The sequence below is a fragment of the Pseudomonas sp. RA_15y_Pfl1_P11 genome (assembly GCF_963970975.1).
Classification (GTDB): Bacteria; Pseudomonadota; Gammaproteobacteria; order Pseudomonadales; family Pseudomonadaceae; genus Aquipseudomonas; species Aquipseudomonas tritici.
In genome coordinates, this window is sequence record NZ_CAXAOY010000028.1 from 21,239 (window position 1) to 48,212 (window position 26,974).

Here is a 26,974-nt window from a genome sequence, read left to right on the forward strand (position 1 = left end):
TCGCGCGTTGAACTATGTGTCAATTTCGTGAATCGTCTGTATTTAGGCGAAATAATTCTAAACAAGGGCCTATTGCTGTTCTGAAAACGACAAAAAATCCCCTTCAAATGCCTTTGAAACACATCTCGTAACATATTTCGAAGTCGATACGTTTGGTAATAGATAACGCGCGCAAATGCAAAGCATTACCATTAACGCGCAGTTTTCCTCCCACACAATTCGGATACATGCCTTCATGCCTGCCCTTCGCCTGACGCCCATCACCCTTGGGCTTTGCGTTCTGCTGTCTGCCGGTTTTGCCTGTGCGGCCACCACCTTGCCTGAAACCTCGATCAGTGCCGAAGCTGACGAAGACGACCCGCGGGTCAAGGAAACCAGCACGGCCACCCGCACCGCCACACCCGTGCGCTATGTGCCCCAGGCCATCGATTCAGTGAAGACCGAAAGCCTGCGCGCCTACGGCACCAATGACCTTGGCCAGGCGTTAAGCGGCATCCCGAACGTCAGCAGCGGCGCCGACACACGTTTCGACAGTTTGCGCATCCGCGGTTTCGACGCGAGCAATGACTTCTACCTTGATGGCATTCGTGACGACAGCCAATACATTCGCGACCTGCATAACATCGAGCGCATCGAAGTGCTCAAGGGGCCTGCGGCAGTACTTTACGGGCGAGGCGGTCAGGGAGGAATCGTCAACCGTGTGAGCAAGCTGCCTATTGCCGGACACACGTCGAGCATTGAGGCCCAAGGCGCCAGCAATGATTTGCGCAGCCTGTACGCCGACCTCAGCACCGACCCCACCGATAACATCAGCCTGCGCCTGAACATGGGTAACCAGGACAACAACAGCTTTCGCGACGGTGTGAGCGGCAACCGCCAGCTCTTCGCGCCGTCCTTGAGCTGGCAACTGACGCCAGACCTGAACTGGCTGGTGCAATACGAATACAGTCGCTACAACCGCACGCCCGACCGTGGCATTCCTGGAGCGAACGGGCGCCCGGCTGACGTGAGCCGAAGCACCACCTACGGCGACAGCCGGGACTACATCGACGACAAAACCCAGTCGCTGCGCTCCAAGCTGGCCTATGAGCTCAACGCCAACTGGCAACTGCGCCAGACCCTGGGTGTGTTCAAGCTCGACAGCGATTTCGACAATACCTACGTCACCGCCTATACCCCGTCGACCAACCGTGTCACGCGCCAGCGCTGGCAGCAGGACCTGACCACTCTCAACATCTTCAACAACGTCGAGCTGGAAGGCGGCTTCAGCACCTTCGGCCTGGAGCACCGCTTGCTCACCGGCCTTGAACTGGGCAGCCAGCGCCGCGACCCGAAGCTGTATACCGCCACTGCCGTCGCACAAGGCGGCCGCGTCGTGCCGCCCCTGGATCTCAACCAGCCCAATCGCAACCTCAGCCACACCGGGCGGATGAGCCTGCAAAGCAACAACCACACCGAAGTCGACAGTCGCGCCATCTATGTACAGGATCAACTGCGCCTGAATGACCAGTGGCAAATCCTGGCCGGCCTGCGTTACGACCGCTTCGAGGTAGACACCAAGAGCAAACTGCTCAACACCCAGCAGGCCGTCAAAAGCCACAGCACCAGCCCGCGTTTTGGCCTGGTGTGGACGCCGCTTGAACATCACTCGTTCTATGCCTCATGGAGCAAGACGTTCTCCCCAGCGGGCGGCGGCTTGATCGGCATCACCCCGAACGCCGCCGGCAGCGTCAACGACCTGAGCCCTGAGCTGACCAAGCAGAAGGAAATCGGGGTCAAGAGCGACTGGCTCGACGACCGCCTGAGCACCACCCTCGCCGTGTACGAACTGGAACTCTACAACCGCCGCACCAGCGACCCGCTGGACCGCACCATCACCCTGCTCAGCGGCTTGCAGCGCTCACGCGGCGTGGAGCTGACCGCCACCGGAAAAATCGTCGGAAACTGGTATGTACGCGGTGGTGTGGGCTTGCAGAATGCCACGATCGAGAAGGACAACAACGGCTTTGAAGGCAAGCGCGTCAGCGATGTGGCCAAGCGTAATGGCAGCCTGTTCATTACCTGGAAACCGGAGATGGGCTGGTACGCGGAAACCGGCCTGACGCTGGTCGGCGACCGTTATGCCGACAGCCTCAACACCGTGGTGTTACCGGGTTATGGCCGCTGGGATGCGTTGGCGGGGTTCCGTCAGAAGGCGTGGGATGTAAGGGCGGCGCTGAACAACATCGCGGATAAAACCTACTACGCGTCGGCGACCAGTGTGGCGCAGATCCAGCCAGGGGAGCCGCGCAGTCTCGTCGTGACCGGCACCTATAGCTTTTGAGGAAAACGCGGTCAGTGAGGGAGCTGGCTTGCCTGCTCCCACAGTTGATTTCGGTGGTGCTTTAGCTACTCAACACGTCACAAAACGCATGCACTTCGTCCTCACTGAACAACCCCGCCGGGTAGCGTTCACGCATCACACTGTGCAAGTCAGGCTGTTGCCTGATCTGTCGCGAACCGTTTTCCTTCAACCAGAGCGCCAGCGCATGGATCGCGTCACCATTGACCCGCAAGGGGTGAAACGTGCGCGTGTACATCGGGTTAATATCGGCGTTCATTTCTGCGCTCTCTCCTACTGCGTGAGCGGCTAACTTACTCAAGGTTTATGACAGAACTGCGCAGTCATCGCCCTGGGCCACTGTGACAACAGCGATACAAGAGCTATGCCAATGTCTCGTGTTTATAGGTATGCCGACACAAAAAAGCCCGCAACCTTGCAGGGCTGCGGGCTTGCTGTTGGCGCTGAAACCGGGGAGCACCCGGCTAGCGCCATGACACTGTTACAAGTGCACTCAGTTTTTGTGCGGGGCTGGCTGTTGTTGGGTCAGGCAATGGATATTACCGCCACCCAGTAACAGTTCGCGGCCCGGCACCATCACCACTTCGTGCTGCGCGAACAGGTCCTGCAGGATTGTCTTGGCCACGCTGTCCAGCGGGTCATCGAAGCTCGGCGCAATGATGCCGCCATTGACGATCAAGAAGTTGACGTAGGAACCGGCCAACCGCACGGTCGGATTACGCTCCTGGGTCCCGTCAACCGGATCGACACCGGCGCATTCTTCCTCGGTCGCGTAAAGCGGTCCCGGGATCGGCATTTTATGCACTGTGAACGAGCGACCCTGGGCATCGGTGCTGCTTTGCAGCACGTCCATGGCGGCATGGCAGCGTGCGTAGTTCGGGTCTTGCGGGTCATCGGTCCAGGCCAGCAGCACTTCGCCAGGGCGCACGTAGCAGCAGAAGTTATCCACATGGCCGTCGGTCTCGTCGTTGAACAGGCCGTCTGGTAACCAGATAATTTTATCCACAGCCAGGTTGGCACTCAGCACCGCTTCAATCTCGGCACGGCCCAAGTGCGGGTTGCGATTGCGGTTGAGCAGGCATTCTTCGGTAGTGATCAGGGTGCCTTCGCCGTCAACATGGATCGAACCGCCCTCCAGCACAAAGCCTTCGGTGCGATAGCGCGGGGCCCGTTCGATCTCGAGGATCTTGCCGCCGACCTGCGAATCGCGGTTCCACGGCGAATACAGGCCGCCATCAAAACCGCCCCAGGCGTTGAAGTCCCAGTTCACACCGCGCACTTCGCCGCTGTTGTTGATCACGAAGGTCGGCCCGGTGTCGCGCACCCAGGCGTCATCGCTGGACATCTCCGCCACCCGGATATTCGGCACATCCAGGCGCGCGCGGGCATTTTCGTACTGGCCGGCGGAAACCGCTACGGTCACCGGCTCAAACCGTGCGATGGCCTTGGCCACCGCCACGTGAGCGGCCTGCGCTGGCTTAGCGCCCAGGCGCCAGTTGTCCGGGCGCTCTGGCCAGATCATCCAGGTTTGAGTCTGTGGCGCCCATTCGGCAGGCATGTGGAAGCCATCGGCGCGGGGGGTGCTGTGCAGGGTGGTCATGGCGATCAGGACTCCGAATGGGGGTAAAGGCCGACTTTATAACGGATATAAATCGGCTTTAAAAGCAACATAAGATCATAGTAGATGAACATGACAGAAAATAGCCGATAAAAATCGATTATTGCGCGTGTTCCTCCAGCACCTTCGACAGCATGTCGACAAAGAAATCCACGCTGCGTTTGGACGTGACCATCGGCGGCTTGATCTTGAGAATGTTCAAATAATCACCCGTGGGCTGCATGAAGATCCCCAGCTCCCGCAGGCGGTCGCATAGCAAGGCGGTCTCCTCAGTGGCCGGCTCCAGGGTGCGCCGGTCGCGCACCAATTCCAGGCCGAGATAAAACCCGGAGCCATGGACAGCGCCCACTAATGGATGTCGATCGATCAATTCTTCCAGCCGCGCCTTGAAATGCCCACCGACCACCTGGGCGTTTTCCCACAGCTTTTCTTCCTCCATCACATCCAATACGGCCATGCCGATCCGGCAACTCACCGGGCTCCCCCCGGACGATGAGAAGAAGTACCCCTCAGCCTCCAGCGCCTCGGCGATTTCGCGACGGGTGATCACCGCCCCCAACGGCTGGCCGTTCCCCATTCCCTTGGCCATGGTGATGATATCGGGCACCACGCCCTGCTCTTCAAAGCCCCAGAAAAAATGCCCCATACGGCCGTAACCCACTTGCACTTCATCGGCGATGCACACGCCGCCCCTGGCGCGGACAAGTGCATACACCTGCTGCAAATAGCCCGGCGGCAGGGAGATGCCGCCGGCGTTACCGTACACCGGCTCGCAGATGAACCCTGCCAGTTGGCGTTTGCTCGCGGCGATTTTCGCCAGGTTGTGTTCCACGCTTCGTACGTAATCAGGCGCACTGTCCTGCCCGCGGAACTCACCTCGATAAGTATTGGGTGCGGTCACCGGGTGCACCCAGTCCGGGCGACTGCTCAGCGCCTGGGGGTTGTCGGCAATCGAGGTGGACACCGCATCTGCCGCCACCGACCAGCCGTGGTAAGCCTCGAGCACGCTGAGCATGTCGCGGCCGCCGCTGTAGGCCCAGGCCAGGCGGATCGCCAGGTCATTGGCCTCGGTGCCGCTGTTGACCAGGAACACGCGGTCCATGCCTTGCGGCGCCAGCGCCAGCAAGCGCTCGGAGAACTCGGCAATCGCCGCGTAGTGAAAACGTGAGTTGGTATTGAGCAGCGACCACTGGCGCGCCGCCACTGCCGCCATGCGCGGGTGGCCATGGCCCAGCACTGCCACGTTGTTGAGCATGTCGAGGTACGAACGGCCCTGCATGTCGATGAGGTGGTTGCGCCAGCCGCGTTCGATGCGCGGTGGGTCTACGTAATAGTGCTTTTGCGAACGGGCGAAACTGGCGTCGCGGCGAGCGAGCAGGGCCTCAGGGTCCAACTCGGGCTCTGCGTCGCACGCCAGCCCCAGCAGTGCCGCCGGCGAGGGGCACAGCGCCTGCCACGCCTGCGCCCGGGACGGCGTGCAGAACAGCGGCGCCGGAAAGCCAACACGGCACAGTTGCACGGTCAGCGGGCCTTCGACCTCACCGATCACCTGGCCCTTGAGTACGGCGGTGCCAGGCTGCAACAGCGCGTTGGCACCCCACAACCGCACATTGGCTTCGCTGCAGTGCACACGCAGTTCGCCATTCACGCCAGGGCGGACGATGCCCGCAAACGGCGCCTCGATAGAGGTGCCCTTGGGCACGTGCAGCTCGACGTGCAACGCGAACGTCTCAGGTTCATAAGCACTGTCGGGCTGCGTACGCGACAAGCGGTACTGCCCGTATCGACTGGCGGCCAAGCCGTGCACTGCGGCTGCATCCTGCAACAAGCGCTGGTCAATTCCCGCCTGTTCCCAGTTGCCTGCCTCGAAATGCGGGCTGAGCACGCCCAGGTCGATCAACGCAAACTCACGTCCTACCAGGCCCGGTAGCAAGGGCGCGAAGCCTTGGCCGGCAATCGGCGCCAACGCCTGCCCGACACAATCCAGGATCGCCGCCTCCATCAACTCAAACGGCACTGACGTCGCCACGTGGAAAATTTCCCACTCATGTTCGGCGTTTTTCAGCAGGTAGCTGTTATCTGGATCCAGGCGTTGCTGCTGCTCGCTGCTCAACACCAGCACCGCCGCCCGCGCAACGATCAGCGGCCACAGCGCCTGCAATTCTTCGTGTTGCAACGGTGTCACCGCATGACAGGCCTGGATCGCAGGCAAGATGGCAAAGGGATCGCCCTCGGAATGGTGCAGCAACGCGGCGCAGGTCACTGACAGATCGGCGATGCGCCAGGTGTGCACCAGATCGCCGAAATCGATAACGCCCTGAAGTTGCCAGTGACGTTGCGCATCACGCTGCCACACGACGTTGTCATCGGTGATGTCCATGTGCACCGCTTGCCACGGTAGATGATCAGCCAGGGGACGGAGGTGGTCTTCGACCTGCCCGACCACGTGCTCCAGTGCTTCGCGGTGGGGCAGGTTTTCCAGGGTTGCCAGCAGATGGGCGATCAGCTCCGGGGCATGGCGCGGGTCCCATTGCAGGGTACGTTCCAGGCCCGGGTGTTCGAACGAGGCCAGCACTTGGCTCATCCGCCCACACAGATCACCGAAACGTGCAATGACCTCACGACCCAAGTGAGGCTGATGGGTCAACGGCTGGCCATCGATATAGCCCAGCACCCGCACGTGCAGGGTTTGGCTGTCGAGGGTCAGGGTCAGCAATTCTTCACCGCTCAAGGCCTTGATGACCTTGGGCACGTGCACATCGGCTTGGGCCTGTAGAGCATTGAGCGCCGCGTGCTGGGCCTGCAGCTCAACGGCAGCGTAGTCACCGCGGCAGATTTTCAGAACAAACCGGCCGCGCGGGCTGTCGACTCTGTAGTTGAGGTCCTGCTGGCTCCCCAACGAGTACAGGGAGCCCGTCAGGCCGTAATGCTCCTCGAGCAGCCGAGCCGCCTGATCGGGGCCAACTTGCGGGCAGGGTAGACTGGCGCGATGGATCAGGGTGGCGAGCAACATGGAGGGAAGCCTCGGTTTTTTAGGGGTGTATATCGCCATTGTTCAGGGGGTTAGGCAACCCCCTACGCATCCGGCGCTTGCACCACCCCGCCGCACAACTCAAGCTATGCTCCATTCGCTTACTGTCCGTTTAAGAAAAAGGCCCTCCGACATGCGCATTCTCATCACCGGCGGTGCTGGTTTTATCGGCTCCGCCCTGATTCGCCACCTGATTCAACACACCGAGCACGAAGTGCTCAATCTGGACAAGCTCACTTATGCCGGCAACCTGGAATCGCTGAGCAGCATCGCGGGCAATAGCCGGTATGAGTTCGTCCAGGCCGATATTGTCGACCAGGCTACTGTCAGCGCAGTGTTGGCACGTTTTGAGCCCCAGGCGATCATGCACCTGGCGGCCGAGTCTCATGTCGACCGTTCGATCGATGGTCCGTCTGATTTTATTCAAACAAACATTGTGGGTACCTATAGCCTGCTGGAAGCTACCCGGGCTTATTGGCATAAGCTGGCAGAGCCTGCCAAGAGTGCCTTCCGTTTTCACCACATTTCTACCGACGAAGTGTACGGCGACTTGCACGGCGTGGACGACCTGTTCACCGAAACCACGCCGTACGCGCCAAGCTCACCGTACTCTGCGAGCAAGGCAGCGTCCGACCATCTGGTGCGTGCTTGGCAACGCACTTACGGCCTGCCAGTACTGTTGACTAACTGCTCGAACAACTACGGGCCCTTCCACTTTCCAGAGAAGCTCATTCCGCTGGTGATTCTGAACGCTCTCGCAGGCAAATCATTGCCGGTTTATGGGGACGGTTTACAAGTTCGTGATTGGCTGTTCGTGGATGATCATGCCCGAGCATTGTTGAAAGTTGTAACCGAAGGTGTGGTGGGCGAGACCTATAATATTGGAGGTCACAATGAGCAAAAAAACATCGATGTGGTGCGTGGTATCTGTGCGCTGCTGGAAGAGCTGGCACCGCAACGCCCCTCTGGTGTAGAGCAATTCACCGATCTGATCACATTCGTCCAAGATCGCCCTGGTCACGATCAGCGTTATGCGATCGATGCGAGCAAGATCGAACGCGAATTAGGCTGGGTTCCCGAAGAAACGTTTGAGAGCGGCCTGCGCAAGACGGTGCAGTGGTACCTCGAAAACCTGGATTGGTGCCGCAGGGTCCAGGACGGCAGTTATCAAGGCGAACGTTTGGGCAACACCGACATGAAGGATTTGATTGCATGATGAAGGGAATCGTATTGGCGGGTGGCTCAGGTACCCGTTTGCACCCCATTACCTTGGGCGTGTCCAAGCAACTGCTGCCGGTGTATGACAAACCGATGATCTATTACCCGATCTCGGTGCTGATGCTGGCGGGGATCAAGGACATCCTGGTGATTTCCACCCCTGTGGACTTACCTCAGTACCGCAACTTGCTCGGGGATGGCAGTCAATTTGGCGTGCGTTTAAGCTATGCCGAGCAGCCTTCGCCGGATGGTTTGGCCCAGGCGTTTATCATTGGCGAAGAGTTCATTGGGCAAGATCCGGTTTGCCTGATTCTGGGCGACAATATCTTTCACGGCCAACACTTCGGTGATCAGCTGCGTACTGCGGCCGAACGCCCTTCTGGCGCCACCGTGTTCGGCTACTGGGTCAAAGATCCGGAACGCTTCGGAGTGATCGACTTCGACAAAGAAGGACGCGCCCTTTCTATCGAAGAAAAACCGACCAAGCCCAAATCTTCCTATGCCGTTACCGGTTTGTATTTCTACGACAACGAAGTAATCAAAATTGCCAAAGCGGTCAAGCCTTCACCTCGCGGCGAATTGGAGATTACTGACGTAAACAACGCCTATCTCAAGCGTGGTGAACTCCATGTAGAGCGCTTCGGACGCGGTTTTGCCTGGTTGGATACCGGCACCCATGACAGCTTGCTCGAAGCCTCCACCTATGTACAAACCATTGAGCACCGCCAAGGCCTGAAGGTAGCTTGCCTTGAAGAGATCGCCTACGAAAATGGTTGGATCGACCGCGACTATCTGCTGGAGCGTGCCAAATACTTTGGCAAGACCGGTTATGGTCAATATCTGTTCACTCTCGCAGGAGAGACTTCATGAACGTAACCGCCACTGAGCTGCCCGGTGTACTAATCATCGAGCCGAAGGTTTTTGGCGATGAGCGCGGCTTCTTTTATGAGAGCTACAACGCCCGGGACTTTGCCCATGCCACCGGGTTGCAACAGCACTTCGTGCAGGACAACCACTCGCGCTCGCAAAAAGGTGTGTTGCGCGGCTTGCACTACCAGATCGAACATGCCCAAGGGAAGTTGGTGCGCGTGATAGCTGGGGAAGTATTGGACATAGCTGTGGATATCCGCCGCAGCTCTTCTCACTTTGGCAAATGGGCGGGCGTACGGTTGTCTGCCGAAAATAGCCGGCAGCTGTGGATTCCGCCAGGATTTGCACATGGTTTTGTGGTGCTCAGTGATTATGCTGAATTCCTCTATAAAACAACTGATTACTACACACCCTCTGCTGAACGCTGCATTCGCTGGAACGATTCTGATCTCAATATTGATTGGCAGTTTGCCGGCATCCCGAATATGTCCGCCAAGGATCAAAATGGCAAAAGCCTGAAAGATGCCGATCTATTCCCATGAAAATCCTGATCACCGGCCAACACGGCCAAGTCTCCCGCGAACTGCAACTTCGGCTCCAGGACCTCGGCGATCTCATCGTTCTCGGCCGCGACCACCTCGACCTGGCCAACCCAGACCAGATCCGCCAGCAGGTCCGCGCCCATCGCCCTGACCTGATCATCAACGCCGCCGCCCACACGGCTGTCGATCAAGCTGAAAGCGAGCCAGACGTGGCGTTTGCGATCAACGCCATCGCCCCCGGCGTTCTCGCGCAGGAAGCCAAAACCCTGGGCATCCCGTTGATCCACTACTCCACCGACTACGTGTTCGACGGCAGCAAACCCGCCCCCTACACCGAAGCCGACACGCCGAACCCGCTGGGGGTCTATGGCCAGAGCAAACTGGCGGGCGAGCAGGCGATTACGGCCGTTGGCGGCAAATACTTGATCCTGCGCACCAGCTGGGTCTACTCCAGCCACGGCAAGAACTTCCTGCTGACCATGCAGCGCCTGTTACAGGAAAAGCCGCAGATGCGCATCGTCGCCGACCAAATCGGCGCGCCAACCTGGGCCGGCAGCATCGCCCACAGCACGCGTAGGTTGATCGAGCGCTGGCAGGCGGGCGAGCCGGGTGAATGGGGTGTCTATCACTTGACTGCCAGAGGCGAAACGTCGTGGTTCGGGTTTGCCGAGGCGATTGGCGAGCATCTGCGCAAGCAAGGCAACGCCTGCGCTGAACTGGAGCCGATCCCTGCCAGCGCCTACCCGACGCCAGCCAGGCGCCCATTGAACTCGCGTCTCGATTGCAGTCGCCTGCAGCAGCAATGGCACGTCAGCCAACCGCCGTGGCAAGACGCATTGCGCGAGTGTCTTGCAGAGCAGCACTAGGCATAATGCGCCTGTACCCACAGGCGCACGAACCCCATGACTCCACCCCTCCCGCGTAGACCTCGCTGGCGCAGCCTCGCCCTGTTGGCGTTGTGCCTGGCACCGCTGCTGTGGCCGCTGGAGCGCCTGGCCGAGCGTTATTACCGCAGTGAGTTGGCCGGCCAGAATCGCCAAACCCTTGACCTGTACGTGGCCAACCTGCTGGGCACCCTGCACCGCTACGAAGTACTGCCACAAATTCTTGGCGACCTGCCGGCCTTGCGCACCGCACTTGGCGCACCCCAGGTCAGCACCAACCTGGTCAACGCCAACCTGCTGCTCAAGGACGTCGCCGCCCAGGCCGGGGTGGAGGTGATGTACCTGATGGACGCCACCGGCAAGACCCTCGCCGCCTCCAATTGGGATAAGCAAGACAGCTTTGTCGGGCGCAATTTCTCGTTCCGCCCCTACTTCAGCGAAGCCATGGCCGGGCGCCTGGGGCGTTTTTTCGGGTTGGGCACCACGTCGGCCAAGCGCGGCTACTTCTTCGCCGCCGCCGTGCGCGATGGCGATAAAATCACCGGTGTGCTGGTGGTCAAGGTCGACCTGGACCACACCGAAAGCCTGTGGGGCAACACCCCGGAACAACTGCTGGTCACCGACCATAACGGCGTGGTGATTCTCACGTCGCGACCACAGTGGCGATTCCGCGCCACCCGACCGCTGACGGCTGAAGAGCGCCAGGCCATCATCGCCATCCAGCCCTACCCCACACGCGATCCACAGCCTCTGAGCCTGAGCAGCACCGCCTGGCTTCGCCAATCCACAGCCCTCGCCGAGACCGGCTGGAACGTGGAAATCCTCGCGCCACGTTCGTTGATCAACCGCCCGGTACGCACAGTCGTTGCCGTGGGCGGCGCCACGCTGTTGGTGTTGATGCTGTTACTGGGCTTGATGATGCAACGTCGCCGCCATTACCTGGAACGCATCGCCTTTGAAGCCAAGGCCCGGCGCGAGCTGGAAGCGCGGGTGGTCGAACGGACCAGTGACCTTGAAGGCCTCAACCGGCGCCTGAAACAGGAAGTGCTGGAGCGCGAGCACGCTCAGCAGGAGCTGGTGCGTGCCCAGGACGACCTGGTGCAGGCCGGCAAACTGTCGGCGCTGGGCACCATGTCGGCGAGCATCAGCCACGAACTCAACCAGCCTCTGGCAGCGATTCGCAGCTATGCGGAAAATGCCGAAATCTTGCTCGACCACGAGCGCACCAGCGACGCGCGCGGCAACCTCAAGCTGATCAGCGAACTGACCGGGCGCATGGCCTCGATCATCGCCCACTTGCGCGCCTTTGCCCGTCGCGACCGGCATGCGCCCGAAAGCGTGGCCCTGCAACCGGCATTGGACGATGCGCTGGCCTTGCTGGCCAAGCGGCGTCGGTCAATGGAGGTGGAGCTGATCCGCGATTTGCCGGAGGCAACATTGTGGGTACAGGCCGGTGAAACCCGATTACGCCAGGTGCTCGGCAACCTGCTGGCCAATGCCCTCGACGCCCTCACCGAAAAAGGCCCGCCGCGCAAACTCTGGCTGAGTGCCGAAACCACCGAACAGGGCGTCAACCTGTACATTCGCGACAACGGCCCAGGCTTTTGCATGGAGGCCCTGGGCCGCGCCAGCGAGCCGTTCTATACCACCAAGACCCGCACCCAGGGCCTGGGGTTGGGGCTGGCGATCTGTGAAACCCTGATGCGCGCCTTTGGCGGTGAACTGCTGTTTGCCAACCACAAGGAAGGCGGCGCGCTGTTAACCTTGAAATTGCGTGCCGGCTCGCCGGGCGTCAGTCTGCAACCGTCCGAGGACCGCAGTGTATGAGTATCGATAACCAGATTCAGGTGGTGTTGATCGACGACGATCCACACCTGCGTCAGGCCCTGTGCCAGACCCTGGACCTGGCCGGGCTGAAAGTCCTGACCCTGGGCGAAGCCACCGGCCTTACCGCGCGCCTGTCGCGGGATTGGCCGGGCGTGGTGGTCAGCGACATCCGCATGCCCGGCATGGACGGCCTGGAGTTGCTCGCCGAACTGCACGGCCAGGACCCGGACCTGCCGGTGCTGCTGATCACCGGCCACGGCGATGTGCCGCTGGCGGTGCAAGCCATGCGCGCCGGGGCGTATGACTTCCTCGAAAAACCCTTCGCCAGCGATGCCCTGCTCGACAGCGTGCGCCGCGCCCTGGCCTTGCGCCGCCTGGTGCTGGACAACCGCAGTCTGCGCCTGGCCCTCAGCGACCGCCAGCAATTAAGCACACGCCTGGTGGGGCACTCGCCACAAATGCTGCGCCTGCGCGAACAGATCGGTGCACTGGCGGCGACCAGAGCCGATGTGCTGATCCTCGGCGAAACCGGCGCCGGCAAAGAAGTGGTGGCGCGCGCGCTGCATGACCTGTCGAGCCGCCGCAGCGGTCCGTTTGTGGCAATCAACGCAGGCGCTTTGGCCGAGTCCGTGGTGGAAAGCGAACTGTTCGGCCATGAACCCGGCGCGTTTACCGGCGCGCAGAAACGCCGGATCGGTAAATTCGAATTTGCCAACGGCGGTACTTTATTCCTCGATGAAATCGAAAGCATGAGCCTGGATGTACAGGTCAAACTCTTGCGCCTGTTGCAAGAGCGTGTAGTCGAGCGCCTGGGCGGCAATCAGCTGATACCGCTGGATATCCGCATCATCGCCGCGACCAAGGAAGACCTGCGCCAGTCCGCCGACCAGGGCCGTTTCCGTGCCGACTTGTATTACCGCCTCAACGTCGCGCCGCTGCGTATTCCACCGCTGCGTGAGCGCGGTGAAGATGCGCTGATGCTGTTCCAACATTTTGCCGATGAAGCCAGCAGCCGCCACGGCCTGCCGCTGCACGAGCTGCAACCGGGCCAGCGCGCGCTGCTGCTGCGTCATAGCTGGCCGGGCAACGTGCGCGAGCTACAAAACGCTGCCGAACGCTTCGCGCTTGGCCTGGAACTGGCGCTGGATAACACACCGGACAATCCATCAGCCGGTGCCCTGACCTCCACGCCCGGCGGCCTCAGCGAGCAAGTCGAGCAGTTCGAAAAAAGCCTGATTGCCGCCGAACTGACCCGCCCGCACAGCTCCATGCGAAGCCTGGCCGAAGCCTTGGGCGTACCGCGCAAAACCTTGCACGACAAACTGCGCAAGCACGGCCTGAACTTCGCCAACCAAAGTGGCGACGACGAATGAACGCCCCCACCTGCCAAGAGGCCCCCATGAGCCGCGACAGCCGTTACCTGGAATCCATCCTTCACCACGACATCCCCCTCACGCGGGAAATGGGCCTCAAAGTGCTCGATTGGCAGCACGGGCAGTTGGAACTGCACCTGCCCTTGCAAGCCAATATCAACCATAAGAGCACGATGTTCGGCGGCAGCCTGTATTGCGGCGCAGTCCTGGCGGGCTGGGGCTGGCTGCACTTGCAGCTGCGCGAAGAAGGGATTGAAGACGGACATATCGTGATTCAGGAGGGGCAGATCAGTTATCCGCTGCCGGTTACGCGGGATGCGACGGTGGTGTGCCAGGCGCCGGAGGAGAAAGTGTGGAAACGCTTTGTGGCGACGTATAAGCGTTATGGTCGTGCGCGGTTGGCGTTGGAGACGTGGGTTGTGAATGAGGGCAGTGAGCAGCGGGCAGTGGCCTTTACCGGGCAGTACGTCTTGCACCGCTAGCCGCCATCACGCAAAACCACATGTGGGAGCAAGCCCGCTCCCACAGTTTGATCTACTGTAGCCTCATGACCGGGCCAGGGTCAGCAACCGCTCACGCCACGCCGCTTTTGCCGGCAAGGCCAAGAAGAATGGATTCAATAATGATTCCCGCGCCGGATAACTGAACGGCGCGCCGCTCAACTCCAGCACCTCGCCTCCCGCACCTTCCAGCACGCCTTGGGCTGCTGCCGTGTCCCATTGGGAAGTGGGTGCCAAACGCGGATAACAATCGGCGCTGCCTTCGGCCAACAGGCAAAACTTCAACGAACTGCCGATATTCGCCAGTTTCAGCTCACCCAAGCTTTCGCTCAAACCGTCCAGCAAACGTTCCTGCTCAGGACTTGTATGGCGACGGCTGGCGACCACAGTAAATGACTCACCCGCCGCCGGCGCGGCGCGCACCTGAATCTGTTTGGGCGCTTCATTGACGTCCGAACGCCAAGCGCCCAGGCCCGCGCCACCGAAGTAACAACGCCCGTTGGTGGGCATCGACACCACGCCAAACACCACGCGGCCTCGTTCAATCAGGGCGATATTGACGGTGAACTCTTCGGTGCCGGCGATAAACTCCTTGGTACCGTCCAACGGGTCAACCAACCACCAGCGCTGCCAGCCGGCACGCACGCTCTGGTCGATGTCGGCGTCTTCCTCGGACAGCACCGGAATGCTCGGGTCCAGCGCGGTCAGGCCTGCCAGAATCAGATGGTGCGCGGCCAGGTCCGCCGCCGTCACCGGCGAATCGTCGGCCTTGGAAGTCACCGCCACATCAGCGCGCCAGTACGGCATTATCACTTCACCCGCCTGGCGTGCCAGTTCGATCACAGGGGCAATAAACGCGTGGCCTAAAAACAGTTCGCTCATGCAGTAAACGCTCCACGCTGGGTCAACAGGTCTCGTACCAGGTACAGCGCGGCCAGGGCGCGGCCTTCGCTGAATTGTTCGTTTTGCGCAAGCATCGACAGCTCGCGCAGGTTCACCCGGTCCACACGCATCGGCTCAGGTTCATCGCCTTCAAGGCGTTCTTCGTAGAGGTCGGTGGCCAGCACCACCTGGATTTTCTGACTCATGTAACCGGGCGACAACGACAACTCGGTAATGTGTTCCAACTGCCGCGCGCCGTAGCCGGCTTCCTCCTTGAGTTCGCGATCGGCTGCCGCCAGCACATCTTCACCGGGTTCGATCAGGCCCTTGGGCAAGGACAGCTCATACTCGTCGGTGCCACCGCAATACTCTTCAATCAGCAATGCATGATCCTCATCGATCATCGCCACGATCATCACCGCACCGTAGCCGGCACCGCGGCCCACAAGGCGTTCGTAGGTTCGTTCAACGCCATTGGAAAAGCGCAATTGCACTTCCTCCACGCGGAACAAACGGCTACTGGCGACTATTTCGCGGGCGAGGACGGTGGGTTTCTGGCGCATAAGCGGCTCCTTGGCGTGATCGGGTTACTATACCGTGGCTTTTCCGATTGTCTGTGTCGGATATCTTTACTTACATGAGAACGCCCCATGCCCTCTTTGCCCTGGCACGCCATCGACACCGTCCTGCTGGACATGGACGGCACCCTGCTCGACCTGCATTACGACAACCACTTCTGGATGGAGCACCTGCCCCAGCGTTACGCCGAGTTGCACGGCGTAAGCCGTGCCATGGCCGAGATGGAGTTGCAGCCCCTGTTCGAGCATAACGCCGGACAGTTGCAATGGTATTGCCTGGATTTCTGGAGCGCGGAGCTGAAGATCCCGGTGCGCGAACTCAAGCTGGAGACTGCCCACTTGATCGCCCTGCGCCCGGATGCCGACACGTTCCTGGCGGCAATCAAAATGGCCGGCAAGCGTGTGATCCTGATCACCAACGCGCATCGTGATTCACTGTCATTGAAGCTGGAACGCATTGAACTGGCGCCGTATTTCGAACGGTTGATCAGCTCCCACGACTACGGTTTCGCCAAGGAAAACCCGCAATTCTGGGATGCCCTGCAAGCCGACATCAACTTCGACCCCGCCCGCAGCCTGTTTATCGATGACACGTTGCCGATCCTGCGCAGCGCCCAGGCGTTTGGCGTGGGGCATTTGCTGGCGGTGAAAGAGCCGGACAGTAAGAAAGGGCCCAAGGACACCGCTGAATTCGCAGCGGTTGGTGATTACCGAGATCTCATTGCCGGACTCTAACCCAATGTGGGAGCGGGCTTGCTCGCGAAGGCAGTGTGTCAGTCAATATATTGGGTGACTGATCCACCGCTTTCGCGAGCAAGCCCGCTCCCACATTCAGGCCTTCGTATTACTTGGGAATACGCAGCGTCTGGCCTGGATAGATCTTGTCCGGATGGGACAACAGCGGCTTGTTCGCCTCGAAAATCTTGTTATACAAATTGGCGTTACCGTACACCGAGAGAGAAATAGCACTCAGCGTGTCGCCCTTTTTCACTACGACAAAAGTGGCAGCCTCGACAGCCGGCCCCGTGACAGTGATCTGGTCATCCACACTGGCCACACCGGCAATATTGCCCAGCGCCAGCAGAATCTTCTCTTTCTCTTCCTGGGTGGCGACTTCACCGGTCACCGTCACCTTGTCGCCCTCTACCGTGGTCTGCACGTTCGGATTACCCAGACCCACTTTGGACACGTGGTCCTTCAACTGCTCACTGGCGTTTGCATTACCCGGCGTCAACAGGTCCACAATCTTTTCGCCAGCTTCCTTGATAAAGCTAAAAATGCTCATAGTGCGCTCTCCTTGGTTTTTGATTTCCAGATGCCCAAGACTAGACCAGTCCTGTGGATTTGGGTTCCAGCCCGGCCCAAGACCCAAACGCGCTAGAATCCCACCGCCATTGGAATATGCCCTGGAGCGAAGATGGACATCAAACAGCTGAAATTCCTCATCGCCCTCGACGAAACCCGTCACTTCGGCCAGGCGGCGGCGCGCTGCCACATCACCCAACCGACTCTGTCGATGCGCCTGCGCAACCTTGAAGAAGAGCTTGATCTATCGCTGGTCAACCGTGGCCAGCGCTTCGAAGGTTTTACCGCCCCCGGTGAACGGGTGCTGGCCTGGGCTCGCACGGTGCTGGCGGCATATGACGGTTTGCAGGCCGAAGCGGCAGCTTGTCGCGGTAACCTGGTGGGTACGTTGCGCCTGGGCGTAGTGCCGTTGTCGAGCTTCGATCCCTTGGCGTTGATGCAGCAACTGCATAGAGAACATCCGAGCCTGCGCTTCGAGCTGTCGGCGCTCAGCTCCGAACAGATCCTTGAACAATTGGCGAGCAATCGGCTGGACCTGGGCGTGTCTTACCTCGAACGCCTGGACAACGAACGCTTCGACTCGCTGGCGTTGGGCGAAACCCGTATGGGCCTGCTTTACGACCAGCGCTTCTTTAGTTTTGGTGACACGCCGTTGAGCTGGGAAGCGCTGATCGAGCTGCCGCTGGGCATGCTGACCAGTGGCATGCACTTTCGCCAATCCATTGACCACAACTTCCACAGCCGTGGGCTCAACCCGCAACCCTTGCTGCAGACCGATGCCGTCCATCAGTTGTTACAAGCTGTGCACGGCGGCCTCTGCTGCGCGGTGATGCCGCTGGATGGGGGGTTGGATGCGCTCACCGAACATCTGCGCCTGCAGCCGATCGAAGACGCTCATACACTGGCCCGCCTGGGGTTCATCATGCGCCGCAGCGCGCCGCGTTCAGCGTTGGCGGAGGCGTGTTTCGCGCTGTATCAGAAATCGCAAATCTAATCTTGATCGACGTCATCTATCGATAGATCAGTACTGGCAATTAGACGTGACGCTTTGTCGCGCCTAGTCTGAGCACTGATCAATCCGTCGGTGGTACTGCCCCATGAACGCCAAGCGTCCAGTCTGCGCGGCGCCCGCTGTTGAAACGCCCGCGCCCGCCGCCAGCCAGAGCTACCAGTTTTGCAACCTCGAACACACAGAAGTCGCCAGTACTGCATTGGCGGAAGAAGTGGCGTTGGCGATTGCCTACAACGACATCAGCCAGGCGGTCATGCTGGTAACGCCCACCGACCTGGAAGACTTCATCGTCGGCTTCAGCCTAGGAAGCGGCATTATCACCGACGTTAGCGACATATATGATCTTAAACTCAGCGGTTCGGGCTCGACCCAATACGCTCAGGTGCAGATCTCCAGCCGTGCCTTCTGGAACCTCAAGCAGCAGCGCCGCCAGTTGGCCGGCACCAGCGGCTGTGGCCTGTGCGGCGTGGAAGCGGTGGAGCAAGCCTTGCCAGACCTGCAAGTGCTGCCCGGCGCACCCTTGCCGCCTGCCGAATGGCTCGACGGCCTGCGCCAGCGCATCAGCGCGTTCCAGCCCTTGGGCCAATACAGTGGCGCGGTGCATGCGGCGGTATTTATGAACGGCCAGGGCGAATTACTGCTGGGCCGCGAAGACATCGGCCGGCATAACGCCCTGGACAAGTTGATTGGCGCACTCATCCGTCAAAAGATCCCGACTGACAGCGGCTTGGCGATTGTCACCAGCCGTTGCAGCCTCGAATTGATACAGAAAGTCCTGCGCGCGGGCATCCAGACCCTGGTAAGCCTGTCGTCACCCACCGGCCTGGCCCTGCAATGGGCGCGCCGGCACAACCTCAATCTCATCCACCTGCCGCAGAAAAGCGCGCCGCGGGTCTACAGCCCTGCGATGGAGTACCAGCCATGAGCAATCATCACCAAGCCGACCAAACCCCAACCCCACGCTACAAGCCCTATAAAGGCCCGGCTGGCGGCTGGGGCGCACTGATCAGCGTGGCCCAGGCGTGGCTGACCAGCGACAACGCGCTGAAAAACCTGCGCATGATGCTCAAGACCAACCAGAACGGCGGTTTCGACTGCCCGGGCTGCGCCTGGGGCGACTCGCCGGAAAGCGGCATGGTCAAGTTCTGCGAAAACGGCGCCAAGGCGGTGAACTGGGAAGCCACCAAACGTCGCGTGGATGCTGCGTTCTTCGCCAAGCACAGCGTCAGCGCCTTGATTGAACAGAGCGACTATTGGCTGGAATACCAGGGCCGCCTGACCGAGCCGATGCGCTACGACGCCGAAACCGATCGCTACCTGCCCATCAGTTGGGAAGCGGCCTTCGACTTGGTCGGCAAACACCTCAACGCCCTCCCTAGCCCGGACATGGCCGAGTTTTACACCTCGGGCCGCGCCAGCAATGAAGCGGCGTACCTGTACCAGCTGTTTGTGCGCGCCTACGGCACCAACAACTTTCCGGATTGCTCGAACATGTGCCACGAAGCCAGCGGCGTGGCCCTGGCGCAGAGCGTGGGCGTGGGCAAAGGCACCGTGACCTTTGATGACTTCGAACATGCCGACGCGATTTTTGTCTGGGGCCAGAACCCCGGCACCAACCACCCGCGCATGCTCGAACCGCTGCGCGAAGCGGTTAAACGCGGCGCCCAGGTGGTGTGCATCAACCCGCTGAAAGAGCGCGGCCTGGAACGCTTCCAACACCCGCAACACCCGCTGGAAATGCTCACCAACGGCGACAAACCGACTAATACCGCGTACTTCCGCCCGGCGCTGGGTGGTGACATGGCAATTTTGCGCGGCATGGCCAAGTTCCTGCTGCTGTGGGAACGCCAGGCCCAGGCCGAAGGCAAGGAAGCGGTGTTCGACCACAACTTCCTCAACGAACACACCGCTAATGTGCTGGATTACCTGGGCAAGATCGACGACACCTCTTGGGAAGAAATCGTCGAGCAGTCCGGCCTGACCCTGGTCGAGATTGAGCAAGCGGCGCGCATGTACGCCAAAGGCAAGAACGTGATCATGTGCTGGGCGATGGGCATCACCCAGCACCGCCACTCGGTGCCGACCATCCAGGAAATCGCCAACCTGATGCTGCTGCGCGGCAACATTGGCCGCCCTGGCGCCGGCCTGTGCCCGGTGCGTGGGCACAGTAACGTGCAAGGCGACCGCACCATGGGCATCAACGAACGCCCACCGGTGGCGTTTCTCGATTCCCTGGAGCGACGTTTCCAGTTCCAGGTGCCGCGTGACAACGGCCACAACGTGGTCGAGGCGATTCACGCCATGCTCGAAGGCCGCTCCAAGGTGTTTATCGGCCTGGGCGGCAACTTCGCCCAAGCGACGCCGGACAGCCCACGCACCTTCGAAGCCTTGCGCAATTGCGACCTGACCGTACAGATCAGCACCAAGCTCAATCGCAGCCATCTGATGCACGGCAAAGACGCGCTGATCCTGCCGTGCCTGGGCCGTACCGACATTGATATCCAGGCCGATGGCCCGCAAGCGGTAACGGTAGAGGACTCGTTCAGCATGGTGCACGGTTCCAACGGCCAACTGCAGCCGCTGTCGAAGCTGATGAAATCGGAGCCGGCAATCCTCGCGGGCATTGCGGCCGCCACCTTGGGTAGCAAACCCGTGGATTGGAATTGGCTTGTGGCGGACTACGGGCGTATCCGCGACCTGATCGCCGACACCATTCCTGGCTTCAAGGACTTCAACGAGAAGATCAAAAATCCGGGCGGTTTCTACTTGGGTAATTCCGCAGGTGCGCGCCGCTGGAACACGCCGTCGGGCCGCGCCAACTTCCGCCCGAACATCCTGCCCAAAGACCTGATCCATGAACGCACCCACGCCACCGGCCGCGTGCCGGACCTGATCATGCAGTCGATGCGCTCCCACGATCAGTACAACACCACTATTTACGGCCTGGACGACCGTTATCGCGGGGTCAAGGGCCAGCGTGACGTACTGTTCGTCAACGAAGCCGACATCATCCGCCTGGGCTTCAAACCTGGGCAGAAGGCCGACATCGTGTCGCTGTGGGAAGACGGGCGTGAGCGCCGCGTGAAAGGCTTTACCTTGTTGGCGTTTGATATTCCGGCGGGGCAGGCTGCGGCTTATTACCCGGAAGTTAATCCACTGGTGCCGCTGGAAAGCACCGGGGATGGCAGCCATACGCCGACGTCGAAGTTCGTGGCGATCCGCTTGGAAGCGGCAAGTGACAATGGCTTGATCATGGCCCGCTCGGCGTAAATGCCATGAATTCCGGGCAAAAAAAGGCCGCTTTTGCATAAAAGCGGCCATTCCCAAGTAGCAAAAGACTCACTAATTTGACTTAAGTTCCCTAGCTAAAACAGTAACTTAGCGAATTGTGTACAACTCGTGTTACTGGTCGGATTTCTATTGTCACAATGTCGACACAGCCTCAGGATCGCGCCGTCATCCTCTTGAGGTCTCTCTATGAAGTTCTCCTCGATTCTCTTGTTGTCCCTTGGCCTGGTCAGTGGCGCAGCCATGGCCGGTGGCACCACCGAAGCCGGTGTGGGCGGCGCATTGGGCGGGGTACTCGGTTCGGTTGTCGGCCAGTCGATTGGCGGCAACACGGGCTCGGCCATCGGCGCAGCCCTGGGCGGCGCGGGCGGCAGTGCGGTCGGTGCCGACAAACGCAGCCGTGGCGAAGCCGCCATCGGTGGCGCCTTGGGTGCAGCGGGCGGCAACGTGGTTGGCCGTAGCATGGGCGGCAACACCGGCAGCCTGATCGGCGCAGCCGCCGGCGGCGGTGCGGGTGGTGCACTGGGTAACTACATGGGTAACAAGAGCGATGACGACGACCGTCGTTCGCGTAGCCGTGATAAGCGTCGGTATGACCGCGACGATCACCGTGGACGCGGGCATGCCTATGGGCATCGCAAGAACAAGCATCACTACCGTCACCGGTAAGCTCTAAAGAACACCGCATCCACTGTGGGAGCGGGCTTGCTCGCGAATGCGGAGTGTCAGCCAACGCATTTTAAGCTGACCCACCGCTTTCGCGAGCAAGCCCGCTGACACATTTGGCTCCGTGGTGTTAGTGGGATTGGGCTAGACCAACAACCGCTGCAACGCCTCGCGCAGCGAACCCGGAATCGTCACCGGCTGGTTCGACCCTCGATCTACAAACACATGCACAAAGCGCCCCGCCGCACAGGCCTCTTCCTCGCCTGCCTTGAACACCGCCAATTCGTACTGCACTGAGCTATTACCCAACTTGCCCACCCGCAGACCGATTTCGATGCGCTCCGGAAAGGCGATCGACGCAAAATAATCACACGCCGAACTCACCACAAACCCCACTACTTCACCGTCATGAATATCCAGGCCACCTTGTTCGATCAGGTAGGTATTCACCGCTGTGTCGAAGAAGCTGTAGTAAGTCACGTTGTTTACATGGCCATACACATCGTTGTCGTGCCAGCGCGTGATGATGGGCTGGAAGTGAGCGTAGTCTGCACGTTGTGGCACTGAGTCAGGCATCGGTAAGTCTCGCGAAGGTGGGTTTACAGGTCATTCAAATGGGCCTGCGCCCACTCGCGTACTTCAGCGTAAGGGTAGTCTTCCAACGCAGCGAAACCTGGAATACCCCGCGCCTTCAACTTGGTAAACAACGGCACACTGATCCCGCCGAGGAACCGTGTCAGTCGTTCCGCGCCCGGTAGTTCCCCGGTGTGCTCATGATGCCTGTGGATAAAATCACCGCACAGCCCCATGAAGTTTTTATCCACAAGCGGCGGCAAGCCTGGCGGTGGCGGCAGGTGCGCAACGTGGCCGTGGCACACGGAGCAATGCCCACAACGCTGCGGTGCATTTTCATCGCCAAAGTACTGCGCCAGGCGCTGCCCGAGACAGCGCTCGGTGGCGAACAGATCGAGCATCGCATGAATGCGTGCGACCTCGCCCACCTCATGCTGCTTGAAGCCTGTGTATAACTCCGCGCTCAGCACCTGCGGATCAAAATCGGTATCCAGCAGGCTGTAGACCTCCGTCATCTGCTTGCTTTCCAGCTCGATCAGGCCCTGCTCCTGGAAGTAATCCAGCGCCTTCACCACCCGGCTGCGTTCGGCATTGTGCTGTTGATAAAGCGCGTCGAAATCCACCGTCGCCCAGGTTTTCGCTCGTTTACATACCTGGATGATCGCCGCCACGAACTGCTGCCGCTCGCCGGAGAATCGCGCCAGCAAAGCCTCTGGCTCGATCAGGTACTTGAAGCGGTACTCGGCATAAAACGCGTAGCGCGGCGCAATCACGCCCTTGAGCTCCAGCTGCACCAGCAGGGTCTTCAACGGCAGTTCGCGGATATTGCTGTGGTCCGACAAAGACCTGAGCAAAAACTCCCACTGCCCATCGCCCCGCGCGGCCTGCAACTCTTCCAACACCCGACGGATACCGTCCTGCTCCGGCGTATCGCCGTACACGAAGTTTTCCAGCACGTTGAGGCTGTCACGGTTGGCCAACACCAGGCAGTCAGACGGCTGCCCATCACGCCCCGCGCGACCGATTTCCTGACTGTAGTTCTCGATGGACTTGGGCAGGTCGAAGTGCACCACGTTGCGGATGTCACTCTTGTCGATGCCCATGCCAAACGCGATGGTGGCGACGATGCAATTGGAGCGCCCGCCCATGAAGCGGCGCTGGATGCCCTCGCGCTTATCGTGGGGCAGACCAGCGTGATACGCCTCGGCCTGGATACCGTTGCGGTTCAAGTGCTCGGCAATCTGCTCGGCGGTTTTCTGCAGTGTGACGTAGACGATGCTGGGTTGATTGGCGCGCTCACTCATCCACTGGACCAAACGACGACGCTTGTCCGCACCGCTGACGGGTTCCACCAACAGATTGAGGTTGGGCCGGTAGAAGCCCGTGGTGACCACATCGTCCGGCGCAATGGCGAACTTCGCCTGCATGTCGGCAATCACCTTGGGCGTCGCTGTAGCTGTCAGCAACAGCGCTTGTGGGATATTGAACTGGCGCTGGTAGTCCGGCAGCTTCAGATAATCCGGCCGGAAGTTGTGGCCCCACTCGGAAATACAGTGAGCCTCGTCCACCACCAGCAGCGAGATTTGCACGCTTTGCAGGAAGTTACGGAAGCGCTCGTTCTTCAAGCGCTCCACCGAAACCATCAGGATTTTCAACTCACCCGAGCGCGCACGGGCCATCACGTCATTGGCCTCATCGCGGCTCTGGGCCGAATCGATACTGCCTGCCGAAATACCGTGACGCTGCAAAAAGCCAAGCTGGTCCTGCATCAACGCCAACAGCGGCGACACCACCAGCGTCAGGTGCGGCAGCAACACCGCCGACAGCTGGTAACACAGGGACTTGCCCGACCCTGTAGGAAAAATTGCCGCTGCAGAACGACCGGCCAGTACGGCGTTGACCGTTTGCTCCTGGCCCAAACGAAACTGTGGATAACCAAAGACCTGCTGGAGGGTGTCGTGCATAGGCTGTCACTCCATTGACCGCTGAGTTGGCTTAAAAACATAGCCTGGGAATCTCAGCGAATCGAGAAAGGTCGCAAGGAAAAAAGAGACAGGATGATACACAGGGTGCGGCGATGGCCTTGGGCCAAATCAGACAGATTCGATAGCGATTGTAGGAACACCTCAAACCAAATGTGGGAGCGCTTTCTGTTAAATCACTTTCAAGCTACAAATGCCAGAAACTGCTGTAAGAAACCTCTAGCCCTCGCGCTGTACTTTTCCCAAACTGCTTCAAACAGTCGCTCGCCCCTCTGTAGATGTTACCCACCGCTGACGGAAAATAGCGTCCTCTCAACCGTTTCGGCTAAGACCCGTGAATATGGAAAGGACTCAACCCATAGTTCACTGCGGCGTCATCTTGACGGTGATTCGCCTTGTCCTCTTGGCTGCCAATCGCCAGGGTGGCTAATACAATGACCGACTACCTCGACTGGATCAGCCTGACCCTACTCTTTGCCGTTGCCGCCTTAGTTGAAAAAACACTCAAGCGTCCTGCCCTTAGAAAATGGTGTGGGCTGATCCTTGTGGTAATCGGTCCTACACTTCTATTCTGCGCGACCTCTTGGATAAGGGCGTCACAGATCGAGAGCCTGCTTGTCATTGCTTTTGTTACGGGCGTTGCTTTGCTGATCCGCCAAACTAAATACCGACACCCACACAACCATCCCCCTCACCCACTCCTGCGTGCCCCCACCATGAACCTGGCCCCTGACCTCCCCGAAGACCCCGTGATGCAGCAACTCCTGCAACTGCTGCACGAAGAAATCGGCCTGCCGAAACACAAGACGATCCGCCTGCAAACCTCACTCAACTTCGACCTGGGCTGTGACGGCAGTGAGGCCAAGCAACTTATGGAAGCACTGGAGCAGGAATTCGCGCTCGACCTCGGCGACTACGACACTTATCGTTACTTCAACCCACCGGTGTTTGATGTGTTTCTCAAGCGCCGGGCCAAAGGGCGAGGCGAGAAGGTGCCGTTGACCATCGGCATGCTCTACCTGGCTATCAAGACCCATAGCTGGGATACGCAGACGCTGGAGAATCTGAGCTGAGCGAATACAGATTTCGAACACACTGAAAGTCAAATGTGGGAGCGGGCTTGCTCGCGAAAGCGGAGGGTCAGTCGCCGAATATGTTGACTGATACATCGCTTTCGCGAGCAAGCCCGCTCCCACACTGGATCTGCACTAATCTGCTCAACCGCGCACTGAACAACAAGGACTTTACATGGACGTAATAATGGGCCTGCTGGCCGCCGTGCTCTGGGGTGGTACGGACTTTCTCGTGGGCCTCAACGCCAGAGCCGTGGGCGTTAAACGCGCGGTCTATTTCGGCCAAGCGCTCGGTTTCCTGATCATGACGCTGCTGCTGGTCATCTTCCCCACCTTCCTGTTCAAATCTCTCGATGCGCCGCTGAGCGTCTGGCTGCTGGGCATCGCTGCTGCACTGCTTACCGTCTCCGGCGCCCTTGCGCTGTCCAAGGCTTTTGCCCTGGGTAAAGCGGCCATCGTCGCGCCACTGGTGACGTCCTACGGCGTGGTCACCACATTGCTGTCCTGGGCCAGCGGTGAGCACATCAGCCTGATCCAGCTGGGCTGCATCGCCCTGTGCGTGATCGGCGTGATCCTCTCCAGCATCCACAAGGACAACGGTGTACCCCACAACAACCCACGCCTGTCCATTGCCTACGCCATGCTTGCCGCGTTGCTGTACGGCACCAGTTTCTGGCTGCAAGGCCGGTACACCTTACCGGCGCTGGGGCCGGTCTCGATGTTGTGGCTGGGTTACCTGGTAGGCCTGTGCGTGCTGGTGGTGATGGTGCTGAAGATCAAGGACGGCCTGAAAATCCCGCCACTGAAAAACTGCGCGACCTTGACCGGGGCTAGCCTGATGAACCTCGGTGGGTTCTCGGCGTTTTCGTGGGGGGCGATGGCGGGGTCGGTTTCGGTGGTGACGGTGATCAGTACGTTGTCGGGCGGGATTGCGGCGATGTTGGGGTTTGTGTTTTTCAAGGAGCGGTTGTCGGCGGTGCAGGTGCTGGGGGTTGTGCTGGTACTGGTCGGCGCAGTGGTTCTGCACATCGCCGATTAAACTCTCGCACACAAAAAAGCCGCCTACGAGAGGCTAATGCTGTTCACTTAAGCATTTGAGCTCACGTCGAAGTTCCTAGAAAATCCGATGCCAGATATCTGGCATCGGATTTTTTATGTCTGTTCAGCAGCACCTGCTCGACCTCGGCGACCTTTTCAACTTTTCTGACCTGAGTACCTTCACTCAAAATATCCCCGTTGAGTGGGTGGCATCTGCGTTGGATCTCTCCAGTCAGGCAACCATCAGGCGCCGTCGTTTGCCTGCCGATCAAGTGCTCTGGCTTGTGCTTGGCATGGCGCTGTTTCGCGACGAACCGGTGCACGAGGTCGCTAGGCGGCTCAACATCTGCGCCCAAGGCTTGGCAACCGATCA

At 59.8% G+C, this 26,974-nt stretch carries 24 protein-coding genes; 16 read left to right on the top strand and 8 right to left on the bottom strand.

Features of this window, described 5'->3' with window-relative positions; genetic code table 11:
• Nucleotides 1–235 precede the first annotated feature (235 nt).
• On the top strand, nt 236–2,323 hold the full coding sequence (locus tag AACY44_RS25960; RefSeq protein WP_339531354.1) for a TonB-dependent receptor: 2,088 nt from the start codon (nt 236–238) through the stop codon (nt 2,321–2,323).
• A gap of 61 nt (nt 2,324–2,384) precedes the next feature.
• Here AACY44_RS25960 and AACY44_RS25965 read toward each other — a convergent pair whose 3' ends face one another.
• The 3 genes from AACY44_RS25965 to AACY44_RS25975 all read right to left on the bottom strand — a co-directional run bounded on the left by AACY44_RS25965 (nt 2,385) and on the right by AACY44_RS25975 (nt 6,972).
• Nucleotides 2,385–2,600 carry a hypothetical protein gene (locus tag AACY44_RS25965; protein ID WP_339427344.1) on the bottom strand — a complete coding sequence of 72 codons (216 nt, stop codon included), beginning with the start codon at nt 2,598–2,600 and terminating at the stop codon, nt 2,385–2,387.
• A gap of 234 nt (nt 2,601–2,834) precedes the next feature.
• Nucleotides 2,835–3,941, bottom strand: coding sequence for an agmatine deiminase (gene aguA, locus AACY44_RS25970; RefSeq protein ID WP_339531356.1), 1,107 nt, complete (start codon nt 3,939–3,941; stop codon nt 2,835–2,837).
• Between the two features lie 118 nt (nt 3,942–4,059).
• Entirely contained in the window at nt 4,060–6,972 is a 2,913-nt protein-coding gene (locus tag AACY44_RS25975; protein ID WP_339531358.1) for an aminotransferase, read from the bottom strand.
• Nucleotides 6,973–7,123: 151 nt separating this feature from the next.
• Between AACY44_RS25975 and rfbB the strand changes: the two genes are divergently transcribed.
• The 7 genes from rfbB to AACY44_RS26010 are packed head-to-tail and all read left to right on the top strand — an operon-like array spanning nt 7,124 to nt 14,186.
• A complete protein-coding gene (gene rfbB / locus AACY44_RS25980) occupies nt 7,124–8,206 on the top strand; it encodes a dTDP-glucose 4,6-dehydratase (RefSeq protein ID WP_339427347.1) in 1,083 nt (360 codons plus the stop codon).
• The gene (gene rfbA, locus AACY44_RS25985) at nt 8,203–9,078 is read left to right on the top strand and encodes a glucose-1-phosphate thymidylyltransferase RfbA (protein ID WP_339419963.1); all 876 of its coding nucleotides are present in this window, start codon (nt 8,203–8,205) and stop codon (nt 9,076–9,078) included. The genes rfbB and rfbA overlap by 4 nt, the downstream gene beginning before the upstream one ends.
• Nucleotides 9,075–9,620 carry a dTDP-4-dehydrorhamnose 3,5-epimerase gene (rfbC, locus tag AACY44_RS25990; protein WP_339419961.1) on the top strand — a complete coding sequence of 182 codons (546 nt, stop codon included), beginning with the start codon at nt 9,075–9,077 and terminating at the stop codon, nt 9,618–9,620. The genes rfbA and rfbC overlap by 4 nt, the downstream gene beginning before the upstream one ends.
• Nucleotides 9,617–10,486, top strand: a complete 870-nt coding sequence (rfbD, locus tag AACY44_RS25995; RefSeq protein WP_339419959.1) for a dTDP-4-dehydrorhamnose reductase — start codon at nt 9,617–9,619, stop codon at nt 10,484–10,486. Before rfbC ends, rfbD begins: the two co-directional genes overlap by 4 nt.
• A 36-nt stretch (nt 10,487–10,522) precedes the next feature.
• The gene (locus AACY44_RS26000) at nt 10,523–12,331 is read left to right on the top strand and encodes a sensor histidine kinase (RefSeq protein ID WP_339419957.1); all 1,809 of its coding nucleotides are present in this window, start codon (nt 10,523–10,525) and stop codon (nt 12,329–12,331) included.
• Nucleotides 12,328–13,704: a sigma-54-dependent transcriptional regulator gene (locus AACY44_RS26005; protein WP_339419955.1), complete on the top strand. Its 1,377-nt coding sequence runs from the start codon at nt 12,328–12,330 to the stop codon at nt 13,702–13,704. The genes AACY44_RS26000 and AACY44_RS26005 overlap by 4 nt, the downstream gene beginning before the upstream one ends.
• 26 nt (nt 13,705–13,730) lie before the next feature.
• Nucleotides 13,731–14,186 carry a YiiD C-terminal domain-containing protein gene (locus tag AACY44_RS26010; protein ID WP_339438755.1) on the top strand — a complete coding sequence of 152 codons (456 nt, stop codon included), beginning with the start codon at nt 13,731–13,733 and terminating at the stop codon, nt 14,184–14,186.
• A gap of 63 nt (nt 14,187–14,249) precedes the next feature.
• Here the strand turns inward: AACY44_RS26010 and cysQ are convergent, their stop codons facing one another.
• On the bottom strand, nt 14,250–15,086 hold the full coding sequence (gene cysQ / locus AACY44_RS26015) for a 3'(2'),5'-bisphosphate nucleotidase CysQ (protein WP_339419951.1): 837 nt from the start codon (nt 15,084–15,086) through the stop codon (nt 14,250–14,252).
• Nucleotides 15,083–15,649, bottom strand: coding sequence for an ADP compounds hydrolase NudE (gene nudE / locus AACY44_RS26020; RefSeq protein ID WP_065875823.1), 567 nt, complete (start codon nt 15,647–15,649; stop codon nt 15,083–15,085). Before nudE ends, cysQ begins: the two co-directional genes overlap by 4 nt.
• Before the next feature lie 87 nt (nt 15,650–15,736).
• Between nudE and yrfG the strand changes: the two genes are divergently transcribed.
• Complete coding sequence (gene yrfG / locus AACY44_RS26025) at nt 15,737–16,399, top strand: GMP/IMP nucleotidase (RefSeq protein ID WP_339427349.1); 663 nt, start codon at nt 15,737–15,739, stop codon at nt 16,397–16,399.
• 109 nt (nt 16,400–16,508) lie between these two features.
• On the opposite strand, the gene lysM is transcribed toward yrfG, so the two are convergent.
• Nucleotides 16,509–16,949 (bottom strand): peptidoglycan-binding protein LysM, encoded by a 441-nt coding sequence (gene lysM, locus AACY44_RS26030; RefSeq protein WP_339419946.1) that lies wholly within the window; start codon nt 16,947–16,949, stop codon nt 16,509–16,511.
• 132 nt (nt 16,950–17,081) lie between these two features.
• Between lysM and AACY44_RS26035 the strand changes: the two genes are divergently transcribed.
• From AACY44_RS26035 to AACY44_RS26050, 4 genes are all read left to right on the top strand, one after another.
• Entirely contained in the window at nt 17,082–17,963 is an 882-nt protein-coding gene (locus AACY44_RS26035; RefSeq protein WP_339419944.1) for a LysR family transcriptional regulator, read from the top strand.
• A 103-nt stretch (nt 17,964–18,066) separates the two neighbouring features.
• Entirely contained in the window at nt 18,067–18,906 is an 840-nt protein-coding gene (gene fdhD / locus AACY44_RS26040) for a formate dehydrogenase accessory sulfurtransferase FdhD (protein ID WP_339419942.1), read from the top strand.
• Nucleotides 18,903–21,251 (top strand): FdhF/YdeP family oxidoreductase, encoded by a 2,349-nt coding sequence (locus AACY44_RS26045; RefSeq protein WP_339419940.1) that lies wholly within the window; start codon nt 18,903–18,905, stop codon nt 21,249–21,251. Before fdhD ends, AACY44_RS26045 begins: the two co-directional genes overlap by 4 nt.
• 207 nt (nt 21,252–21,458) lie before the next feature.
• Complete coding sequence (locus tag AACY44_RS26050) at nt 21,459–21,938, top strand: YMGG-like glycine zipper-containing protein (protein ID WP_339419938.1); 480 nt, start codon at nt 21,459–21,461, stop codon at nt 21,936–21,938.
• A 141-nt stretch (nt 21,939–22,079) separates the two neighbouring features.
• Here the strand turns inward: AACY44_RS26050 and AACY44_RS26055 are convergent, their stop codons facing one another.
• Both AACY44_RS26055 and AACY44_RS26060 read right to left on the bottom strand, forming a co-directional pair.
• A complete protein-coding gene (locus AACY44_RS26055) occupies nt 22,080–22,511 on the bottom strand; it encodes an acyl-CoA thioesterase (RefSeq protein WP_339419937.1) in 432 nt (143 codons plus the stop codon).
• Between the two features lie 23 nt (nt 22,512–22,534).
• Nucleotides 22,535–24,472, bottom strand: coding sequence for a RecQ family ATP-dependent DNA helicase (locus tag AACY44_RS26060; RefSeq protein WP_339427354.1), 1,938 nt, complete (start codon nt 24,470–24,472; stop codon nt 22,535–22,537).
• A gap of 734 nt (nt 24,473–25,206) precedes the next feature.
• Between AACY44_RS26060 and AACY44_RS26065 the strand changes: the two genes are divergently transcribed.
• From AACY44_RS26065 to AACY44_RS26075, 3 genes are all read left to right on the top strand, one after another.
• Nucleotides 25,207–25,563 (top strand): DUF1493 family protein, encoded by a 357-nt coding sequence (locus AACY44_RS26065; protein ID WP_065875831.1) that lies wholly within the window; start codon nt 25,207–25,209, stop codon nt 25,561–25,563.
• Between the two features lie 175 nt (nt 25,564–25,738).
• The gene (locus AACY44_RS26070) at nt 25,739–26,602 is read left to right on the top strand and encodes a DMT family transporter (RefSeq protein WP_339456713.1); all 864 of its coding nucleotides are present in this window, start codon (nt 25,739–25,741) and stop codon (nt 26,600–26,602) included.
• 115 nt (nt 26,603–26,717) lie between these two features.
• Nucleotides 26,718–26,974: transposase domain-containing protein (locus AACY44_RS26075; protein ID WP_339531361.1), on the top strand; the 257-nt coding region annotated here is incomplete at its 3' end.

Excerpts from the sequence above, each read along its gene's own strand:
- cysQ (WP_339419951.1), bottom strand. The coding sequence starts at position 15,086 with ATGAGCGAACTGTTTTTAGGCCACGCGTTTATTGCCCCTGTGATCGAA.
- AACY44_RS26060 (WP_339427354.1), bottom strand. The coding sequence starts at position 24,472 with ATGCACGACACCCTCCAGCAGGTCTTTGGTTATCCACAGTTTCGTTTG.
- nudE (WP_065875823.1), bottom strand. The coding sequence starts at position 15,649 with ATGCGCCAGAAACCCACCGTCCTCGCCCGCGAAATAGTCGCCAGTAGC.
- AACY44_RS26050 (WP_339419938.1), top strand. The coding sequence starts at position 21,459 with ATGAAGTTCTCCTCGATTCTCTTGTTGTCCCTTGGCCTGGTCAGTGGC.
- yrfG (WP_339427349.1), top strand. The coding sequence starts at position 15,737 with ATGCCCTCTTTGCCCTGGCACGCCATCGACACCGTCCTGCTGGACATG.
- lysM (WP_339419946.1), bottom strand. The coding sequence starts at position 16,949 with ATGAGCATTTTTAGCTTTATCAAGGAAGCTGGCGAAAAGATTGTGGAC.
- AACY44_RS26070 (WP_339456713.1), top strand. The coding sequence starts at position 25,739 with ATGGACGTAATAATGGGCCTGCTGGCCGCCGTGCTCTGGGGTGGTACG.
- rfbB (WP_339427347.1), top strand. The coding sequence starts at position 7,124 with ATGCGCATTCTCATCACCGGCGGTGCTGGTTTTATCGGCTCCGCCCTG.
- rfbA (WP_339419963.1), top strand. The coding sequence starts at position 8,203 with ATGATGAAGGGAATCGTATTGGCGGGTGGCTCAGGTACCCGTTTGCAC.
- AACY44_RS26000 (WP_339419957.1), top strand. The coding sequence starts at position 10,523 with ATGACTCCACCCCTCCCGCGTAGACCTCGCTGGCGCAGCCTCGCCCTG.
- AACY44_RS26045 (WP_339419940.1), top strand. The coding sequence starts at position 18,903 with ATGAGCAATCATCACCAAGCCGACCAAACCCCAACCCCACGCTACAAG.
- fdhD (WP_339419942.1), top strand. The coding sequence starts at position 18,067 with ATGAACGCCAAGCGTCCAGTCTGCGCGGCGCCCGCTGTTGAAACGCCC.
- AACY44_RS26010 (WP_339438755.1), top strand. The coding sequence starts at position 13,731 with ATGAGCCGCGACAGCCGTTACCTGGAATCCATCCTTCACCACGACATC.
- AACY44_RS26005 (WP_339419955.1), top strand. The coding sequence starts at position 12,328 with ATGAGTATCGATAACCAGATTCAGGTGGTGTTGATCGACGACGATCCA.
- aguA (WP_339531356.1), bottom strand. The coding sequence starts at position 3,941 with ATGACCACCCTGCACAGCACCCCCCGCGCCGATGGCTTCCACATGCCT.
- rfbD (WP_339419959.1), top strand. The coding sequence starts at position 9,617 with ATGAAAATCCTGATCACCGGCCAACACGGCCAAGTCTCCCGCGAACTG.
- AACY44_RS25975 (WP_339531358.1), bottom strand. The coding sequence starts at position 6,972 with ATGTTGCTCGCCACCCTGATCCATCGCGCCAGTCTACCCTGCCCGCAA.
- AACY44_RS26035 (WP_339419944.1), top strand. The coding sequence starts at position 17,082 with ATGGACATCAAACAGCTGAAATTCCTCATCGCCCTCGACGAAACCCGT.
- AACY44_RS26055 (WP_339419937.1), bottom strand. The coding sequence starts at position 22,511 with ATGCCTGACTCAGTGCCACAACGTGCAGACTACGCTCACTTCCAGCCC.
- rfbC (WP_339419961.1), top strand. The coding sequence starts at position 9,075 with ATGAACGTAACCGCCACTGAGCTGCCCGGTGTACTAATCATCGAGCCG.
- AACY44_RS25965 (WP_339427344.1), bottom strand. The coding sequence starts at position 2,600 with ATGAACGCCGATATTAACCCGATGTACACGCGCACGTTTCACCCCTTG.
- AACY44_RS26065 (WP_065875831.1), top strand. The coding sequence starts at position 25,207 with ATGAACCTGGCCCCTGACCTCCCCGAAGACCCCGTGATGCAGCAACTC.
- AACY44_RS25960 (WP_339531354.1), top strand. The coding sequence starts at position 236 with ATGCCTGCCCTTCGCCTGACGCCCATCACCCTTGGGCTTTGCGTTCTG.